Origin of the sequence: Pseudoneobacillus rhizosphaerae (genome assembly GCF_917563885.1) — a bacterium.
GTDB classification, from domain to species: Bacteria; Bacillota; Bacilli; order Bacillales; family Cytobacillaceae; genus Pseudoneobacillus; species Pseudoneobacillus rhizosphaerae.
The window spans coordinates 136,812-157,954 of record NZ_CAKJTG010000010.1 but is presented as its reverse complement, the minus strand read 5'-3'; the positions used below and the strand labels follow the sequence as shown (position 1 = coordinate 157,954).

Here is a 21,143-nt window from a genome sequence, read left to right as displayed (position 1 = left end):
GTTTTATTTTTTCGAAATTGTAATAAATTGATTGAAAATACCGATGGATTTCACTTTCCCTTTTCCGAAATCAGAAAAATCAGTTGTGTAAACAGAGAATAAATAATAGTCCGAGTGGGTGGTAGATGCATCAAAGATGGTTTGCCCCACTAAAGAAATGACACCTTTTTCTAAAAAATTGCTGCTTTCATTCAGTGTTTTATCGTTTAACCACGTTACATATTCCGAACGAGTCGGGTTTGTTTCTGTTAAAAAAAATACTAAAACTACTAAACCGATAAAATAAATGGTTCTCTTCATGAATTGTACTCACTTTCATCTTTTTTTACTATTCTATTACCACCATTATGGGGAAATAACCAATTCGTTAAACCTATGTTATTTTTCCTTGAAAACTGGCAAAAATAAAGTGAGTAGAAAGCAGGAAGGTATTTCCTAAGCATTTTGGCCCAAGTATAAGAAAAATTTTGTTATAATGTCAAATGAGAATAAAGTTGTCTAACCAACATTTATATCTTGTAAATATAAATCGATAGGTGGCAGAGTTAAAATGAGTCAAAAACCTTATAGAGTATTATTGTATTATCAATATGTAACCATTGAAAATCCAGAGGAGTTTGCGGTCGAGCACAAAGCCATGTGCGAGGAAATCGGGCTAAAAGGCCGTATTCTTGTCGCAACAGAAGGAATTAACGGTACTGTTTCTGGAACAGTGGAACAAACCGATCTATATATGGAAAAAATGAGGCAAGACCCTCGTTTTGCTGATATGATTTTTAAAATTGATGAAGCGGATGAACATGCCTTCAAGAAGATGAAGGTTCGTCATCGACCAGAATTAGTAACACTTAGGTTAGAAGATGATGTAAATCCACATGAAATTACCGGGCAGTATTTAAGTCCAAAGGAATTTTATGAAAGACTACAGGATCCAGATACCATCGTTCTCGATGCGAGAAATGATTATGAATTTGATTTAGGGCATTTCCGTGGAGCAGTTCGTCCTGATATATTAAATTTCCGCGATTTACCAGATTGGGTTCGTGAAAATAAAGAAATGTTTGCGGACAAAAAGATAATCACGTATTGTACAGGTGGAATTCGTTGTGAAAAATTCTCAGGCTGGCTGCTAAAAGAAGGCTTCAAGGATGTTGCGCAGCTGCACGGCGGAATTGTCACTTACGGAAAAGATCCAGAGGTTCAAGGTGAGCTTTGGGATGGCCAGCTTTACGTATTCGATGAAAGAATTGGGGTTCCTGTTAATCAGAAGGAGCATGTCGTAGTAGGGAAGGATTACTATTCAGGTGAGCCTTGCGAACGCTATGTGAACTGTGCAAACCCTGCATGTAATCGAAAAATCCTTTGCTCTGAAGAAAATGAGCACAAATATTTACGCAGCTGTTCTCCTGAATGCAGAACGCATCCAAGAAACCGATATGTTGCCCAGCACGGGTTGACGGAGTCAGAGGTTGAGGAAAGACTTCAGGTAATAAAATAAGTAATTGGGGGTGGTGCCAATTTTCGGCACTGCTCCTTTTTTAATCCCCTTTTAACAAGAGTGGATTTTTTGAGACAAGTGTTAAATACCCAAGCAGACAAGCATAATATTCATACTTTATAGTAAGCCGTAACCATCCCGATGGCATTAACACCCTCCCAATGTTGGCCATAAAAAATAAACTTAGAGGTTAATTCCTTTAAGTTTATTTTTTTTGTTTACCCTCGTGAAGGAGTTTATCTTGTAGCCATATAAGGCGAAGTGATAAAGTAGAAGAAAAACAGAAGGTTAAATTTGACCTATTATTTACGTATGGGAATGGAGATACAATTCATGAAAAAGAATAAGTGGTGGCTCGTATTAACAATTATATGGCTCATCCTTATATATAGTATGACAGAGATGTCTTATTTTAATGGTGAAAGTACATCGACTGCCATTGAAAAAACGATTGATAGAACCGAAACAATCAAAAAGAAGATTGTTAAACCAGATGATACTGCACCGATCGTTTCTCAACAAGCAGACCCAAGAATTATTCACCACCTTAACGTCTTTTTTAGGAAAAGTGCCCACATCATCGTCTTCGGTATTTTAGCGATATGTATCTATCAAAGTTTGAAAAGGTCTTCCTATTCGTATGTACTAGCTTTACTCTTAACCTTTCTTTATGCCATCTTTGATGAATGGCACCAATCCTTCATACCTGAAAGAACATCCGCCTTCAAAGACGTCCTCTTCGACACATTCGGAGCCTGCATCGCCTTACTATTACTCTATAGCATTTCTCGGGGCAAAACACAGGCATAGATTAGCACATTAAAGCGGTGGGGGACAGTCCCCCACCTCTTTAAAGCGTTAAAGTATGCGGCTAACATCGCCTATAATTATTTTTTGTGAAATTCCCGTTCCTCACCATAACCAAGGGTGATTACGTTCGTTTGTGGATAATTTTTTAGTAATTCCTTTAAGTCATTATCTTTATCAATCATAAACTCTATGATTGGAAACGCTGTTAATAAATTTGTTAACGATTGGGGAGCTGGTGCCGTTTCGAGGGTAGGGAATGTGTGACTAGGAATGACATATTTAACGTTTAGTAAATTCTTCACCGCATAAGCTGCTTCCTTAGGACCCATCGTAAAATGACCTGATGAGGATAAAATTGCAATTTCAGGCTGATAGACCTCTTGAATGAGCTTCATATCTGACATAATGGCCGTATCCCCTGAATGATAAAGAGTATAATCGTTCTTAAAATCGAAAATATACCCAGCGGCCTCACCTGCATATATTGGAGTTCCTTCGGTTTCACGATACGAGGACGAGTGCCTTGCTTGAACCATCGTTACTTGAACATCCTCCAATGAAACCGAACCGCCTAAATTAATCGGAAACACATTTTTAATTCCTTGCCCGAGAAGTAGAAGTGCCAACTCATACTGGGCCACCACCAATACATCAGGGTTATGCTTAATTAATTTTGAAAGCCCGCTAGTGTGATCAAAATGACCATGAGTAAGGAAAACTCCATTTATCGATTTGTAGAATTTCTCATTATCAAAATCCTCAGGGAAACCTGGATTTAAATCGAAAAAAGGATCAATTAAATAATTCTTTCCCGATTCGCTTTTTAACACGTACATTGCATGGCCTAAACGTAAAACCTTCACCCCAAAACCCCCCACTTAATAATCAAAACTTCATAACATTGTACTTAATTTCATGAAAAAGTATTCTAGAAGTTTTATAGAAAAGACTTATTAATTTCTTGTATTGATAAATTTTTCTGAAAATGATATCTTAAGATTAGTAGTGTTGTGAAAACGGTTGCACGAAGCGTAATTAGATATGGGATTCAATTCATCATCTTTTTTTGTCGAAAAATGCAAGCGTTTGCACATCACAGAACGACAACTGAGGCTCTACACTATCAAGTGCGAACCGATCGCCTCAATTTTTTAAAAAATACATAAAGAGGAGTGAAACATTTGAAGAAATCCAGAATGAAGGCATTTTCGATTGTAATGGTAGTAGCGTTATTGCTCCAGCTGTTTTCTGGTGTAGCTACATACACAACCGTTAGCGCTGCGGACGAAGTAAAAAGCCCGATTATCCACGACGATAATAAGGTTACGTTTAATTACGTTAATCCCGATGTAACAGCTGTATATGTAATTGGTAATTTTAATGATTGGGACACAAATACAGCTCCAGAATTAACGCTTTCAAATGACGTGTTTACTGCAACAATTGATAGTTTACCAGAAGGCGACTATCAATATAAATACCTATTAAATAATAGAAACTGGGATGAGAGCGCAACAGATCCCCTCAATCCTGACCAATCGAGTGGTAACTCTTTCTTCCGCATTGGGGCCGCAGCACCTGTAGCCCAAAGTCCGATTATCGACACGATTACAAACACCGTAACCTTTCAATTCTTAGGAAATGCTGAACGGGTGCGTGTGGCTGGAAGCTTCACAAGCTGGGGTGACGGGACCATCGATATGGTCAAAAATGGAGAAGGTATATGGCAGTTAACCCAACCATTAAAACCAGGCAGCTACCAATACAAATTTATCATCGGAGAGAACGGTTGGATAACCGATCCAGGTAATCCGATCCATGTAGATGGTAATTCTGCACTTTATGTACCAGGAATCATCATTAACGCACAAAATGACATCGAAAAAGGAAAAACCATCTCACTAACTGCAAAATCATTAAATGAAAATGGTCTAGAGGAAGACATCACACCAGAGTGGTCTTTAAAGGATGCTCGCGAGGGAATTTCTCTTACTAATAATCAATTAACGATTGCACCATCATATGCAGTTCAAACCAATGATAAGGTAACGGTTGTCGCTACACATGAAGGAAAAACAGCAGAGAAATCGATCAACATCCTCAACAGCCTGTTTACCTATACCATTAACTACTACCGTCTAGACGGAAAACAATCACAATGGGATATGTGGCTTTGGGAAAATGAAAAAGAGGGGGCAGCCTATCCATTCGAAGAAACAACAGAGGATGGCTATGCCAAAACAACGCTACAATTCTCAACCAACGTTCTAAATGTCATTACAAGACCGGGTAATTGGTCAAGTCAAGAAATGACTCGAAAAATTGAAATTGCTGAAGGCAATTCCATCGAAGTCTGGATTGTTCAGGATGTAGAAGAGGTATACAAGTCCAAGCCGGATATCTCACCTTCCATCCAAGCGGCATTAATGGATAGCAAAAAGGAGATTAACGTACGCGTAAATCGAGAGCTAACCGATGATGTAACCTTCAAATTAAAAGATATACAAACAAACCAGGAAATCATTACAAACAAGACAAAACTATCAAACAATAAAGTGAAATTAACAATTGCAGACCCTTCGCAAATCGATGTAAGAAAAATTTATGAAGTAGAAGCAACGGGTTTTGCAAGCAAAACGGTTACGATGCGTAACGTATTAAATGACGATTCCTTCTATTATGAAGGAACGGATTTAGGATTCACCTATACGTCTGCCCAAACTAGCTTTAAGCTGTGGGCACCAACTGCAACACAAGTAAGCTTAGCCCTTTTCGAAGACGAAGGTACCTATGAAGGGGCATTCGTTAAAGATAACACGGACGGTATAGAAGCGCCGATGACTCGTGCAGAAAACGGTGTTTGGTCGATTAATGTCCAGGAAGACCTGTTAAACAAATACTATCTTTATAAAGTAGAATTTGCTGATGGAACTACGAATTATGCAGTTGACCCTTATGCAAGGTCAACATCACCAAATGGGCAAAGAACAGCCATCATTGACCTAAATAGTACCAATCCGGCAAACTTCCAACCAGAAGAGAAGCCAGCATACGTATCACCAACTGACGCAATCCTTTATGAATTACATGTACGAGATTTCTCCATCGATGAGAACTCCGGTATGGCGAATAAAGGGAAGTACAAAGCCTTTACGGAAAAAAATACAACCGGACCAAATGGAATCAAAACAGGGGTTTCCTCGCTGAAAGAACTTGGTGTTACCCATGTTCACTTATTACCTGTCTATGACTTCGGTTCCGTAAACGAATTAACGGTCAATGACCCGAATTCAACGGATCCGAAATTTAACTGGGGTTATGACCCGATCCACTTCAACGTGCCGGAAGGATCTTACTCAGTAGATCCACACAATCCAACTTCACGTGTAACCGAATTTAAAGAAATGGTTCAATCGATGCATGAAGAAGGAATACGTGTTGTCATGGACGTGGTATACAACCACACTTATATCCCAGAAAGCACTCAACTTTCCGGTGGATCACCTTTCGATAAAATCATCCCAGGTTATTTTTACCGTACGGATGATGCTGGAAAAATCACGAATGGTTCTGGGACAGGAAACGAAGTAGCCTCAGAACGCCCAATGGTTCGTAAATACATTAAAGACTCGGTTAAATACTGGGCAACCGAATACGGAGTAGACGGATTCCGTTTTGACTTAATGGGATTAATTGACCGTCAAACGATGACAGAACTAACGAAAGAATTAAAAGAAGAAGTCGACCCTTCGATTCTAATTTACGGTGAACCTTGGACTGGCGGATCAACAAGCCTAGACACTGCATTGCAAAACTTTAAAGGTACTCAAAAGGATCAAGGTTACGCTGTATTTAATGATAATTTGCGCGGAGCTATTAAAGGTGGAAGTGATGACGTTAGCACTGGATTCGCAACTGGTTCCACTGGGAAAGAAAATGACATTATTACAGGTGTGAAAGGTGCAATCACGGATTTTACCAACCGTCCATCTGAAAGCATTAACTATGTAACCGCACATGATAATTTAAACCTTTGGGATAAAATCATGAAGGTAGCAGGTCAGGATATTACAACAAATCCGCATGCTATCATTACTGAAGCAGACCCTCTGGATAATCAGCATGTCAAACGAAGCTTATTAGCCAATGGAATTGTCCTTACTTCTCAAGGTATTCCTTTCATACATGCAGGGGAAGAATTTTTAAGAAGTAAATTCGGAAATCACAACAGCTATAAGAGTCCTGATAGCATTAACCAAATTCGTTGGGAGCTTAAAGATCAATACAAACCAGTATTTGATTACTATCAAGGCTTAATCCAACTTAGAAAAGCTCACCCAGCTTTCAAAATGAACACAAAAGCGGCCATTGAGCAAAACCTGCAAGTTTTCAAATCAGATGATAATATCGTGGCATTTGAGTTAAAGAATTTTGCTAATTACGATACCTGGAAAAATATCGTTGTCATCTACAATGCAAATCAAGCTGCCAAAGAAGTAACGCTACCAGCAAGCAATGACTGGAAGGTCGTTGTAGATGAAAAATCAGCAGGTACAGAAACGCTTCGAACGATTACAGGAGACAAAGCAACGGTAGCACCATTATCCATGATGGTTCTGTATGACCAAGCAGAAGCTGCCTACACTCCAGTCGCTACAAGCATTGACACAAATGTTCAACAGTTTGCCATTAACCCAGGTACTACTAAGACGGTGACCGCCCTTGTGAAAGACCAAAAGGGGAGAACGATTCTAGGAGAAGCAATTGAATGGAGCTCTTCAGATGAGACCATAGCAACGGTTGCAAAAGGAAAGGTAACAGCAGTCGGAAATGGTACCGCAACAATCACCGCTAAGGTTGGTTCCGTTCAAGCAACAGTTGAAGTAACGGTCGCAACACTTGTTCCAACGACTATTACGATTAGCGGAGATAAATCCGTTTATGAAACATACTCTACACAGCTATCTGCGGTAGTACGCGATCAATTTAATCAAGAAATGCTAGGTTCGAAGGTAACTTGGACATCTACTAAAACGGAAGTAGCAATCGTTGACGGAACTGGAAAGGTAACCGGAATTAAACCAGGAACGGCCACAATTGAAGCGAAGGCAGGTACAGCTACTGCGACTTATGCCATCACAGTGAAAGAAAATGTTCAACCTTATGTTCGTCTTAAATACGTACGACCAGACCATAATTTTACCGATTGGAATATTTGGGTTTGGAATACAGGTGTAAAAAATGACCAAATTGATTTCACTGAGTTTAATGGTGATACAGCGATTGCTAACATTGAAATCGCTCCAACCACCGAATCAATCGGATTTTTAATCCGTAAAGGTACTGATTGGGATACAGCGAAAATCTCCCCTGACAGTGATGATCACAACGTTCGCATTGATCGTGATGAAGTAATCACAAAGGTAACAGTGGTTACAGGAGTTGCTGGTCAAACAGTAGTACCAACGATAAAAGGTCCGGTGTTAGAAGATGGGAATGCTACTTTCTTCTATCGTGACGAAGCTTTATATCAAGCTGATCAAATGAACACGATTGATGCAGTAAGCCTTAAAATCGGCGGCAAAGAGTACCCAATGACGTATGAACCGCACAATGAATATTTTACTTTTACAAAAGAAAGCCTAGAGCCAGGAACCTATGAATATAGCTTCAACGTCACAAAAGCTGGTCAAACAACAGAAGTAACCGATCCAAAGAACACGGTAAACGGAAAATCAACGATTACCTATACCGTTCCAAACGTATCAATCGCAGCAAATATTGCACCTGGGAAAATCAACCACAATGAAAATGCTGTTCTATCATTAGCAGTGACATCATCAGAAACGGTGACTTACAAAGAAATGTCAGTTGACTTAACACCACTAGGCGGCAGTGCAAAAATGATCATCGACCCAGCTCTGATGAAGGCAACCATTGCAGCAAAGGATTCTATCGCAGCTGGAGTGAAAGAACTAACCGTTACTGTTACTGACGTTTTCGGTAACAAACATAAACAAACAGTCCAAGTTGAAATCGCTCCGAGAACGTACCAAGGCGAGTTAGACTTTGATTGGGACGAAGCACGTATTTACTTTATGTTGACAGACCGTTTTAACGATGGAGACAAGAGCAATAACGGCGTAGGCTTTGACCCAACACATGACGAAGCCTACCATGGCGGCGACTTCCGCGGTATCATCAACAAATTAGACTACCTAGATAACTTAGGAATTAACACCATTTGGATTTCGCCAATCGTTGATAATATTGACTTCAACAAAGGCGTAGATTTCCAAACAAAAGATGGTCTGGCAGCAAAGCAATATGGCTACCATGGCTATTGGGCAAAAGATTTTACAAGCTTAGATGAGCATCTAGGAAACATAAATGATTTTAAAGAATTAATCGATAAGGCTCACACTCGTGGCATGAAAATCATGGTCGACGTCGTTCTGAACCATGCTGGCTATGGAATGGATTCCATTGACGCTAGCTGGCAAAACGAACAAAACCTGCCAACTGATGCTGAGCGCGCCGTATTCGATGGCATGCTCCGTACCGAAATGGAAGATCCAACTGTTCGCGGTGAATTAGATAGCCTTCCAGATTTCAAAACCGAAGACCCAGCTGTTCGCGCAAAAATCATCGAATGGCAAACCGCTTGGTTAGAAAAAGCACGCACAGACAAAGGGGAAACCATTGACTACTTCCGTGTAGATACCGTTAAGCACGTAGACGAAACCACATGGAAAGCATTTAAAAATGCCCTAACAGCCATTGACCCTGACTTCAAGCTAATCGGCGAGTATTGGGGAGCAGGAATAAACAATGACGGCGGCTACCTGAAATCAGGTCAAATGGATTCTCTATTAGACTTCGATTTTAAAGAAAAAGCAAGAGACTTCGTCAACGGAAACATTGAAGGAGTCGAAACGTATTTACAAGATCGTAATGCGAGAATCAACAACACTAGCATGCTAGGTCAATTCCTAAGCAGCCATGACCAAGACGGCTTCTTAACCGAATACTTAGGTGGAGATGTAGGCAAGCTCATGGTAGCTGCCGCCCTGCAAATCACCTCCAAAGGTCAACCAGTTATTTACTATGGTGAAGAACTAGGAAACTCAGGGAAATCTAGCTGGAGCAAAAATGGCGAAGTCGTTACTGAATTCGGTCAAAACCGTGACAGCATGCCATGGAATAAATACGAAAGTGGTGACGCAACAACAGTAGCCCTACACGACCACTATGCAAAACTATTAAACATTCGAGAACAGTACTCAAAAGTATTCTCAAAAGGTACACGAACAAAAGTAGCAGGAGGAAACACTGACCAATTCGTCGTCATCAAACGCGAATTTGAAGGGAAAACGGCATTTGTTGGACTAAATACCTCAACAGAAGCCAAACAAGCAACCTTCACAGTAAACTTCGCACCAGGTAAAGTCCTAACAGACGCATACAGTGGCAAAACCTATACCGTTAGCGCCGACAAGAAAGTGACAATCGAACTAGCATCGCGCGATAACGGCGGTACATTCATTCTTATAGAAAAAGAAACAACCGTACCTCCTGTGAACCCAAATCCGCCGACACAGCCGGCTCCGCCAGTAAAACCAGAGGTTAAAGGAAACGAAATCCTGGTTAGCGGAAACGCCATTTCGGTTAAAGACGGAAAAGCGAGCGTCAACGAAGCAGTAATTTTACAAACAATAAAAGATACAAAAGAAATAAACAAATTTATCTTAAATGCGGATTCAGCAACAGAATTTACCCTTCCAGCTTCTGTATTAGCTGCATTATTCGGCAAAAACAATAAAGCAGTTATTGAAGTAGTGAATAGTGTAGGTTCTTACACCATTACGGTTAAAGAAATTGACCTTGAAGCATTACGTGCAAAGCTAGGTGTTTCAAGCGACAAAAATGTTGAATTCTTTATTACGGTAAAAACAACTACACAATCCGTTGATGCAGTCAAAAAAGGTGGATTTGTTGTAATGTCAAACCTCGTTGAATTCCTAGTAGGTGCCCATTGCGAAGGAAAAACGGAGTACATCAACAACTTCAATGGCTATGTGGAACGAACAATCTCATTCACTGGCACAGTTAATCCAGCGAAAGCAGCTGTCTTGAAACTTACGGAAAATGGATTTGTTCCAGTTCCCGCGGTGTTTAAGGATGGTAAGGCAATCGTGAAGAGCCGCACGAACAGCACTTACGTAGTAGTTCAAGGAAACAAAACGTTCCGTGATATTGATAACGGCAAGAGCTGGGCAGAAGGCTATATTGAAACATTAGCTTCAAAGGGGCTAATCGAAGGAAAAACAAACGAGCTATTCTCACCAGGTGACCTTATGACTCGTGCTGAATTTGTATCGTTGATTTCTCGCAGTATAGGTTTAGTACCTAGCGGTGCTGAAATTCTTCCTTTCAAGGATATTACTGGACATAAAGCTTATGCTGAAATTCTTGCAGCCTATGAAGTTGGTATTATCCAAGGAAAACCAGATGGAAGCTTTGCACCAGACGCTACCATTACCCGAGCTCAAGCTGCGATCATCGTGGCAAGGGCAATGAAATTTGTTGGCTACGATGAATCAAAGCTAAACACAACAAAAGGAATCGAGAGCTTTAAAGATGCGAAAGCCTTGGAGGCATGGGGAGCAACCGACCTTGAAAAAGTCGTTCAAGCTGGAATCATCAGCGGTACTCCAGCCCAAACCTTCAATCCAAATGCATCAACAAAACGCGACCAAGCAGCAAAAATCGCTGTGGAATTCCTAAAATTTGTTGGGTTTATGTAAACAAATGATAAAATGCCAGGTATCCTTCGGGAATACCTGGCATTTTATTTATGTATGCGTCTATTTTTATGATTTATACTCCAAAACTCCGCACATATCAATGAGATTACCGCACATATGATGTTAGACTAAAAAACGGACACGGTAAATTGGACACTTTCGTTATAATTAATAACAAAGACTAATTTTAAGGACGTGTCTAATATTGAGTAAACACCATGATTTAGAATATAAAATTCAAATTGCACAGATGGTAGTTGAGGATGGCAAAAAGGCAACGCAACTGGCAAGAGAGACCTAGATATTCCTGTCGGAACTATACGCAACTGGGTACAGGCATACAAGGAAAAGAAGAAATCAGCTTTCGTAGGTAGTGGAAATACCCCTCCCGAGCAAAAGCCATACAAGGACCTCCAGAAAGAGAACTCAGATCTTAAACAGGAGCTCGAAATATTAAAAAAGGCTTTGCACATCTTCACCAAAAACCCCAAGTAACCTATCAATTCATTAAGGATCACAAAAATGTGTTCCAGGTGGCGAAGATGTGCGATCTGTTTGGTGTTTCACCAAGCGGGTTCTATGACTGGCTCAAACGGGAGCCTAGCAAGCAAGAAATGAAACGAAAACAACTAACGTTGGATATCAAAAGGGTCCATAAAAAATCACGTAAAATCTATGGTAGTCCTAAGATTACCAAGCAGCTTCATAGGGAAGGAATCGAGGTTTCAGAGCACACCGTGCAGAGGATCATGAAAGAGGAGGGCGTAGTTTCGAAGACTGCCAAAAAGTTCAAGGAAACGACCAATTCCAAACATGATAACCCTGTGTACCCTAACATCCTTAATCGGAAATTTACCACGGAAGCACCAGGCAAGGCTTGGGTTGCAGATATTACGTATGTATGGACGAAGGAAGGCTTTCTGTATCTCGCTTCTGTCATGGATTTATATTCACGCAAAATCATCGGTTTCCATATGGGGGAACGGCTTAAAAAGGAGCTTGTCATCACCGCTTTAGAACGGGCTATGAAGCATCAGCCACCGCAGGAAGGGCTCATCCACCATTCGGATCGGGGGAGCCAATACGCTTCTTCGGAATACACAAGTAAGCTGAAGGAATCACAGATTCAAATCAGCATGAGCCGTAAAGGAAACTGTTATGACAACGCATGTATAGAGTCATTTCATAGTGTCATCAAGAAAGAATTAATCTATCAAACTACTTATACCACAAGGGCCGAAGCGAAGAAGGACATCTTTGAATATATCACCTGCTTTTACAATCCTGAGCGCATACATTCAACCAACGGGTACCTTTCGCCAATGGAGTTTGAAAAAGTATATATCCTGAAAAAGCGCACTTCCTGATTTTAACCTTTTCCTGGATGAATGGTGAGGGAACGTAAGTTGACTCACCATTTGTCCAGGCCACCAAGCGACAGCGCGGTAGGATCTAGATTAAAAAATGACCAATTTATTTTGTCCGTTTTCTTGACGTAGGTACACATATCATTGAGATTACCGCACATATCATTGAATTTACCGCACATATCATTGAGATTACCGCACATATCATTGAGTTTACCGCACATAACATTGAATTTACCGCACATATCACCAAGTTATTCGTACAGATCATTGAACTTTCCACTCAAATCACCATCTTTTTCGCTCATAACACCGAAAACGGGACCTTATTGCGCATATTCTTCACAATTATGCGTCGAAATCTGCATGGAATGGACATCTTTTACATTTCTGGAACAGTTAAGCACAACTTTATCAAATATTCAGCATATATTATTCGCAAGTCTAAGCCTCAAGACCTAGAAAATTTTACACTCAGGGTCTATAGGAACTTCCACTTGCATAATGTATTGTTAAATTAAGGGGTGCGCAGCGTTTTAACTTGCATTTGAACGGATATAATTAGAGAATTGAGTAGGTTTCACTTTTTAAACTCTTAATGGAAAAAACTAACACACCATTTCTCGCATAAAATGAAACTTTGTTTCCATTCATTCGTATTTAATGTACAGTGGCTTCACAGATTAACGGGCTGCAATACCCATGTTTTAGCTAATAAATATAGGAGTCGATGCACGATGAACCCGTTTTTACAATTTATTATACGATCGTTTGTAGCCGTCCCTGCAACTGGAACCGTTTGGCTAGTTAGTTTTTTCGGCCTTGCCCAAACATTTTGGTTTTCATCTGGTGTGGCTCTAGTAGGTGGAGGCATCGCCTATTTACTCACAGGCGTCTATACCACTTCGCGTTTTCTTAAAAAGAATCAACTTACAAGAAAAGAATATCGATATATTAAGCAAAATTTAAAAGAAGCAAAACAGAAAATAAATCGATTAAATAAAATGCTTTTTTCTTTACGTCATATCTCTTCTTTAAAACAGCGGGTTGATGTTTTACGCATCACGAATAAGATTTACAGTTTGACGAAAAAGGAACCAAAGCGGTTTTATAAGGCAGAGCGATTTTATTTTTCTCATTTAGATTCTGTTTTGGAATTAACCGAAAAATATACGTTCTTATCTTCCCAGCCCAAAATTAGTCTTGAACTTGAACATTCTTTATCCGAAACCAGAAGAACATTAAACGAACTCACTGAAAAGGTTGAACAGGACTTATACTACATTCTGTCGGATGATATAGATAACTTGAACTTTGAAATCGATGTTGCTAAGAATTCTCTAAAAAAATAGTGAACTTCTAGCATCCACCAATTAGGAGGTCGTAATCATGAACGAAAATAATTCAAATGTTTTAAAAAATACAAGCAATATAATGGACGATATCTTGGCCAATCCGTTTGGAGATACCCAAGATGTGAAAGTTCCCACCGTGCAACACCAGGATGATAAACCAGTAAGACTCATTGACGTCATCCCAGAAGAAAACCGAGCAAAAGCCTATCAGCTTGCCGAACAAATCGATCCTAAAAACCATCAGTCGATGATTTTATACGGATCACAGGCACAAACGAAACTACTGTCTTTTTCACATGCAATGCTTGACCATGTTCAAAAGAAGGATGTCGGTGAGGTTGGCGAAATTATTTCAGAGCTGATGAAGAAGCTAGATGAAGTCAATCCTGACGAACTAAAGGCAGGGAAGACAGGCTTAATCGGTCGGATGTTTGGAAAAATTTCCGGGTCGGTCCAAGAGGTCCTTTCCAAATACCAAAAAACGGGTGCGCAAATTGATCGCATTAGTGTGAAGCTTGACCGCAGTAAAAATCTGCTTTTATCCGATGTGGCGATGCTTGAGCAGCTTTATGAAACGAATAAAGACTATTTCCATGCGCTAAATGTCTATATTGCAGCAGGGGAGATTAAGTTAGAAGAGTTGCATACGAAGACGATACCTGAAATGAAAAAAGTAGCGGCAGACACTAACGATCAAATGAAGTTCCAAGAAGTGAACGATATGATCCAGTTCGCCGACCGCTTAGATAAACGCCTTCACGATTTGAAATTAAGCCGAGAAATCACAATCCAAAGTGCACCACAAATCCGATTAATTCAAAATACGAATCAGGTGTTAGTGGAAAAAATTCAATCCTCTATCGTAACGGCGATTCCATTATGGAAAAACCAAGTAGCGATAGCCCTAACCTTATTAAGACAGCGTTCAGCAGTAGAAGCACAAAAGCAAGTGGCTAAAACAACGAATGAGCTATTACTTAAAAATGCCGAACTACTAAAAACGAACACAATTGAAACAGCAAGAGAAAATGAGCGAGGACTTGTGGATATCGAAACATTAAAGAAAACACAAGAAAGCCTAGTCTCCACACTAGAAGAAACATTAAAAATTCAAGAAGAAGGCCGCAACAAACGCCGCCTAGCCGAACACGAACTAGCAACAATGGAAAACCAACTACGAGTAAAACTGCTCGAAATCAAAGGAGAATAACTGATATGGCGATGGGGACAATCCTCCATCGCCTTTTTGTGCTAGACAGGGGCATAGCTATGTGAACATACTCCCGATTTGTTACATAATAATATTATTATTATTCTATGAAGCTAAGAATGGAATTGTAGTAGAAATAGTTTTCTTTTACAAAATTATCCTTGTAAAATATATGAAATGTAACTTTTTGTCATTTTTTCATTCATTTTGTAAGATTTGCTCCCGAAACTACCGATTCTTTCAAAATATTAAAAAATGTTAGAATTTATAAAAAATGTGAATAAAAAACAAGTTATTGAGGAATTATTCAGAAATTTCAGCATGTTTATGTGGTACATTAGTATCAGAAGGATAGTTATAAAGATATAATTATCTGGTTTAGAAATAATTATTAATTCTTTATGGAGGTGTTGATTTTTAGTTAACCTGCAATAACTTTTTTATTTTTAATAGACTAACTGAAAAGGGGTTTTGGAATGCGTAAGTTGCAAAAAATGAAGAAAAGTGTCGCTATAGGCTTAACTTCTCTTCTAACAGTTTCAAATTTTGCGTATGCTGCACCAAGCGAAGCTAGCAGTGAGATTCTTGGGCAAGCTACATCTGCAGTAAATGGTGAAGAGTCTATAAGTTTAATAGATTCACAACAACCATTTGAAGATAACGAAAAAGTAAGGGTAATTGTTGAATTAGAACAACAGGCTGCAATTGAATTCGCAACAGAAAAAGGAGTTCAATATTCTGATCTTTCTGAGTCTACTCAAGCTGCCTTAGAAGAAAAAGCAACGAATGCTCAGGAAGAAGTAAAACAAGATATTGCTGAAAACAATATCGACATGAGCTATGAATATAACTTTACTACAGTATTTAACGGATTCAGTGGTGAAGTTCAATATGGTGACATTTTAGAAATTGAAAATCTACCAAATGTAAAAGGCGTTTACTTAGCTAATGAATATGAAAGACCAGTCACTGAACCAAATATGGCTACTAGCCACGAATTTATTCAGTCTTATCAAGCATGGTTAGATGGCAAATACAAAGGAGAAGGAATGGTAGTTGCTATCATCGATTCCGGAGTTGATCACACTCATCGTGATATGGTTGTAAGCCCGAATACTGCAGTTGACCTTTCACAAGCTAAGGTAGATACACTAAAAGCTGAACAAGGTTTATTAGGAAAGCACTTTACAACTAAAGTACCTTATGGTTACAACTATTTTGATCATTCAACTGAAGTACGCGATTTAGTTCCAGGTGGATCAAACCATGGTATGCACGTTGCAGGTACAGTAGCAGCAAATGGTGACCCTGATAATGGAGGAATAAAAGGGGTAGCCCCTGAAGCGCAGCTTTTAGCGATGAAGGTATTTAGTAATGACCCTGGATATGCATCTACTTTTTCAGATATCTACTTAGTAGCAATCGATGAGTCTATTAAATTAGGAGCAGATGTCCTTAACATGAGTTTAGGTTCTGTTGCTTCTTTCTATAGCCCTGAAGATCCTGCTAACTTAGCGATTACAAGAGCAGTAGATAATGGAGTAGTTGCTTCCGTTTCTGCAGGTAACTCTCGCCATATTGGTAGAGGTTATAAAACCCCATATGCTGAAAACCCAGATATCGGCGTGGTCGGAGCTCCTGGATTATCTTATGATTCTATCCAAGTAGCAGCTTCTGGAAATAAGCAAACTTGGTATAATTACACTCTTTCTTTAGGTGGAACGGTTATTAATGATCCAGATAAGCCTTTTGGTTATGGAAGTGATAACTGGATTGAAAAATTAGGTAATAAAGAATATGATCTTGTTTCATTAATTGGTAAACCTGGTGCGCCAGCTGATTACACAGGTTTAGACGTAGCGGGTAAAGTTGTAGCCGTAACACGTGGCGGTACTCCTGGTCCATTTATCGATAAAGCTGCTGAAGCAGCAAAACAAGGAGCTGCAGCTATTATCGTTCAAGATGCAGGTACTCCAGGTGCTGTTTTCTACTATGATCTTGGTGGATTTGCAGTTCCGATCATTTTTATCTCAAAGCCTGCCGGAGATCAATTACATGCAGCATTCACTGCTGGAAAAACAAAACTTTCTTACACAATGACTGGTCATATCCCGGCCCCACAAGCTGGACGCCCAACAGAGTTTTCTTCTTGGGGAACAACGCCAAGCTTAGATATTAAGCCTGAGATCATGGCTCCAGGTGGAAACATTCTTTCTACATTAAATAACAATCAATACGGGTTAATGAGCGGAACATCAATGGCTGCTCCTCACGTTGCTGGTGGATCTGCGTTAGTTATGCAATATATTAAAGAACATGCTATCTATAAAAACTGGTCATTAAAAGATCAAGCTCATTTGGCAAAAGTATTATTAATGAATACAGCAGAACAAACAATCGGAACAAATGGACAACCTTTCTCACCTCGTTTACAAGGTGCAGGTATGATGCAAATTGCTGATGCGACTTTGACACCTGTACGTGTTGTAAATCCAACTACAAACGAGGCAAAAGTTGAGTTAAGAGATTTTACATCTAAAGTCGTTGAATTTAAAGTTAAAGCAATCAATGATTCTAGTAGAAAAGCAATAACTTACAATGTAAATGTTGATGTATTAACAGACGCTATTCAAAAATCAACCACTATAGATACGAATTGGACAGCTGCTGTTACTCCAACAGCTGACAACCCACATCTACGTGGCTCAGAATCATTAAAAAATGTAGTAGTAACAGCTCCTGCCACAGTAACTGTTCCGGCTGGTGGTACTGTTGAAATTCCTGTAAAAATCGATCTTACAAATGCTAAGATCCCTGGTTATTTAGCTGATGGAAAAACCCCAACAGAACTTGATTTAAAAGAAGACATTTTTGTTGAAGGTTTTGTTCGTTTAACAGATTCTTCTGATGTAGAACCAGACCTTGTAGTACCTTATGTTGGTTTCTATGGTGACTGGGATCGCCCAAGTATTCTAGACGGAATGCGCAATCTAGATAGCAAGGCATATTTCACTTTAGCAACTGGGTCACAACCACAAGCTGGTGTTGTTGACAATCGTGGAACATACATTGGCTTTGACCCAGTAAACGGGTATGCAAATGCAGTAAGTAAATTTTCACTTTCTCCAAACGGAGATGGTATGTTTGACACGATTGTGCCAATTTTATCATTCCTTCGTGGAGCAGAAGATGTACAGTACAATGTTTTAGATGCGGATAAGAACAATATTAGAACAATTCGAACTGAAACATATCAAAGAAAGCATTATTATTCAACTACTACCTCCCAATATACGTACTCAACTGCACGTGCATGGGATGGAAAAGTAAATGGTGAATTAGTTCCTGATGGCAACTACTTCTATGAAGTGAAAGCCCGCGTAGATATGAGCCATAGAGAAGCAGATTGGCAAAGTAAATTAATTCCATTTAAGGTTGATACGAAAGCACCGGTTGTAACGGCTGCTTATGATGTTGCTGCGAAAAAATTAACTTGGACAGCAACTGACGGAGATGGAGTTGGAATTCAGCATTTCCTAGTTAAGGTAGATGGGGTAAGTGTTTTACCTGCAGGTCAATTGTATCTTCCTGCTTCAAGATCGTTAGATGTAACAGCACCAGCTGGAGCGAAAGTAGAAGTTGTTGCTTATGACTTTGCAAATAATATCTCAACTACACAAGCAAGTCTAACAACTACATCTACTGAAAAGAATGTTCCGGTAATTACGTTAGAAAGTCCATCTAATGGATCGATTCATAATAAGAATGTAGTAACAGTTAAAGGTTATGTAAAAGATGAGTCTCCAATTGCTTCTATTTACGTAAATGGAACTTCTGTAGCATTTAACCGTGTTATGGAGGCTAATGAAGAGCGTTATCGCTTTAGTACTGACTTAACATTAGCTGAAGGTGTCCATGACTTAATCATTAAGGCTACAGATATCGTTGGAAATGAAGTTCAAATTTCAAGAAGACCTGTATTTGTTGATACAACAGCTGCAACATTAACTGTAGCTGCACCGCAATACGTTGAAAATACAGTTGGAAAAACAAATCTTGAAATTTCTGTTTCAGATAATAATGACCAGATTCGTGTGTATGTAAACGATAACGAAGTGCTATCCAATTCTGGACCAGCTTCTTGGGTAGAGCCAACACCTTACTCTAAATCATTTACTTCTGAAGTTACTTTAAAAGAAGGTAACAATACATTTACTGTTCGTGCAGTAGATCTAGCAGGTTTCGTTACAACTAAAACAGTAAATGTGTACAAATTAAAAGCTGGAGAAACTCCTGTAATAGCTGAAATACAAGCTACAACAGTTGCTCCAAATAATTATGTAAGCTATAAAAAAGCAACTGAAATTAACGCAACATCTAATGAGGCAATTACTTGGAATGTAAAAGTAGTTAGCCCAAGCGGCAAGGAATCTATGTTACCAGCATCCACTGGAACAAGCTACAATGCAACATTCAAACCAGGACAATATGATGAAAATGGCGTATACACAGTTGTATTCAGTGGTGTAAATGCATTAAATGTAAATGTAGCGTCTAAGGAAGCTACGTTCACTGTTCATAATTACCCAATCGTTGTTGAAGAAGTAGCAGTAACAGATCAGTTAGGTAATGCTAAATCGACATTCGCTCAGACTGGCACTGCTAACATTCAAGCAACAATCAAGAACTTTGGTTCTGACATTGAAAAGCCAATGTTAATTATCCAAGTGAAGGACAGCAACAACCGCGTTGTTGAAAAATCATTCTTAAACTTAACGAAGCTGAATCCAGAAGATAGCAATGGATTAGGTATGCAGGTGCAATTAGACAAGCTAGCAAAAGGAACCTACTCTGTGGACGTATTCGTATGGACTGGCTGGGATATGGCTCCACTTGCAGAAGCGAAAAAATCTGCTGTTACCTTTACAGTAAATTAATCGTTTTTTCAAGATGAAAGGGAGGAGGCATTTCTCCTCCCTTTTGTACTAAAAGTTTTATTCAGATTCGAATAAACTTTAAAAAGGAGCAAAATAAATTGAAGAAATTACTTTCTTATATACTTGTAGCCATGCTGTTTATATTAAATGTTCTTCCAGCACACGCGGCTTCAGTAATTTCTCTCCAAGCTGAATTAAATAAGAGCACTGCTGTTCCGGGGTCTGCAATTACGATTTCGGGTAAAATCTTTAAAGAGGGTGCTCCAACCAAAGCGGTCAGTCCTACAATGACTGTTACGGACCCACAAGGGAACTATATCTATTCCTACCAATGGAATGCGCCTCAAGATATTGGAGACGATGGCTCTTTTACTACGGTTTATAATTTAGTGGAGAATGCAATTACTGGAAACTATTCAGTTGTCCTTCGTGCAGGAGATTCATTAGCAACATTAAGTTTCACAGTTGTACCTAGTGGGCAAATTTTAGTAACAACAAATAAAAATCTTTATTATGAAAACGAAACAGTTTCTATTTCCGGTCTTGTAAATTGGAACGGTGCAGCAGTAGGTAATACTGATGTAACTGTAAAAATTACTGATGGTAATCAAGTAATTAAGTCTATTGATCAAGTTAAGACTGCAGCTAATGGCACTTATAACTCTATGTACTTCCTTCCAACATCTGTTGAGGTGGGCGTTTATACAGTTGAAGTTGCAGCAATGGGCATTAAGAACACTACAACCTTTAATGTAAGTCCAGAACCACCAAATGCAATCACGAACTTTACTGGTACAGCAACAACGACAAGTGTCACATTAACTTGGGATGCTTCTGAGCGGGCAGCTGGATATATTGTAAAACGTGATGGCGTGAACGTGTATGAAGGATCAGCCCTAACTTTCACTGATAACGGGCTAACTCCTGATACAAACTATAGTTATGAATTGGTAGCAAGCAATGCAGGTGGAGAAACCACTCCATCCACCATTACTGTTAAAACAATTAAAGTAGCACCAACTGCACCAACAAATCTAACCTCTACTACTGCTACAACAACTAGCATCAGCTTAACATGGGATGCGGCTGAAAGAGCAGAAAGCTATGAGCTAAGACGAAATGGTGAAGTAATCTATACTGGTGCAGCAACAAGCTTTGC

9 protein-coding genes and 1 pseudogene are annotated in these 21,143 nt (G+C 39.4%); 8 read left to right on the top strand and 2 right to left on the bottom strand.

Going from position 1 to position 21,143, the window contains the following annotated elements:
- Window positions 1–3: 3 nt before the first annotated feature.
- Window positions 4–300 carry a DUF4359 domain-containing protein gene (locus tag LRP83_RS10990; RefSeq protein WP_230496744.1) on the bottom strand — a complete coding sequence of 99 codons (297 nt, stop codon included), beginning with the start codon at window positions 298–300 and terminating at the stop codon, window positions 4–6.
- 250 nt (window positions 301–550) lie between these two features.
- Here LRP83_RS10990 and trhO point away from each other — a divergent pair, with 250 nt between their 5' ends.
- Both trhO and LRP83_RS10980 read left to right on the top strand, forming a co-directional pair.
- Window positions 551–1,498 carry an oxygen-dependent tRNA uridine(34) hydroxylase TrhO gene (trhO, locus tag LRP83_RS10985; protein WP_230496743.1) on the top strand — a complete coding sequence of 316 codons (948 nt, stop codon included), beginning with the start codon at window positions 551–553 and terminating at the stop codon, window positions 1,496–1,498.
- A 333-nt stretch (window positions 1,499–1,831) separates the two neighbouring features.
- Complete coding sequence (locus LRP83_RS10980) at window positions 1,832–2,308, top strand: VanZ family protein (RefSeq protein ID WP_230496742.1); 477 nt, start codon at window positions 1,832–1,834, stop codon at window positions 2,306–2,308.
- 77 nt (window positions 2,309–2,385) lie between these two features.
- Here the strand turns inward: LRP83_RS10980 and LRP83_RS10975 are convergent, their stop codons facing one another.
- Window positions 2,386–3,171: a metal-dependent hydrolase gene (locus LRP83_RS10975; RefSeq protein ID WP_230496741.1), complete on the bottom strand. Its 786-nt coding sequence runs from the start codon at window positions 3,169–3,171 to the stop codon at window positions 2,386–2,388.
- Between the two features lie 318 nt (window positions 3,172–3,489).
- On the opposite strand from LRP83_RS10975, the gene pulA reads away from it, so the two are divergent.
- The 6 genes and pseudogenes from pulA to LRP83_RS10945 all read left to right on the top strand — a co-directional run.
- Window positions 3,490–11,115, top strand: a complete 7,626-nt coding sequence (gene pulA / locus LRP83_RS10970) for a type I pullulanase (RefSeq protein ID WP_230496740.1) — start codon at window positions 3,490–3,492, stop codon at window positions 11,113–11,115.
- Window positions 11,116–11,320: 205 nt separating this feature from the next.
- Window positions 11,321–12,482: pseudogene (locus tag LRP83_RS10965) on the top strand (IS3 family transposase).
- A 737-nt stretch (window positions 12,483–13,219) separates the two neighbouring features.
- The gene (locus tag LRP83_RS10960) at window positions 13,220–13,834 is read left to right on the top strand and encodes a 5-bromo-4-chloroindolyl phosphate hydrolysis family protein (protein WP_230496739.1); all 615 of its coding nucleotides are present in this window, start codon (window positions 13,220–13,222) and stop codon (window positions 13,832–13,834) included.
- A gap of 37 nt (window positions 13,835–13,871) precedes the next feature.
- Window positions 13,872–15,047, top strand: a complete 1,176-nt coding sequence (locus LRP83_RS10955; RefSeq protein WP_230496738.1) for a toxic anion resistance protein — start codon at window positions 13,872–13,874, stop codon at window positions 15,045–15,047.
- Between the two features lie 476 nt (window positions 15,048–15,523).
- The gene (locus tag LRP83_RS10950) at window positions 15,524–19,984 is read left to right on the top strand and encodes a S8 family serine peptidase (protein ID WP_230496737.1); all 4,461 of its coding nucleotides are present in this window, start codon (window positions 15,524–15,526) and stop codon (window positions 19,982–19,984) included.
- Window positions 19,985–20,082: 98 nt separating this feature from the next.
- Window positions 20,083–21,143, top strand: a 1,061-nt coding sequence (locus tag LRP83_RS10945; RefSeq protein WP_230496736.1) for a fibronectin type III domain-containing protein, incomplete at its 3' end; no start/stop codon positions are given.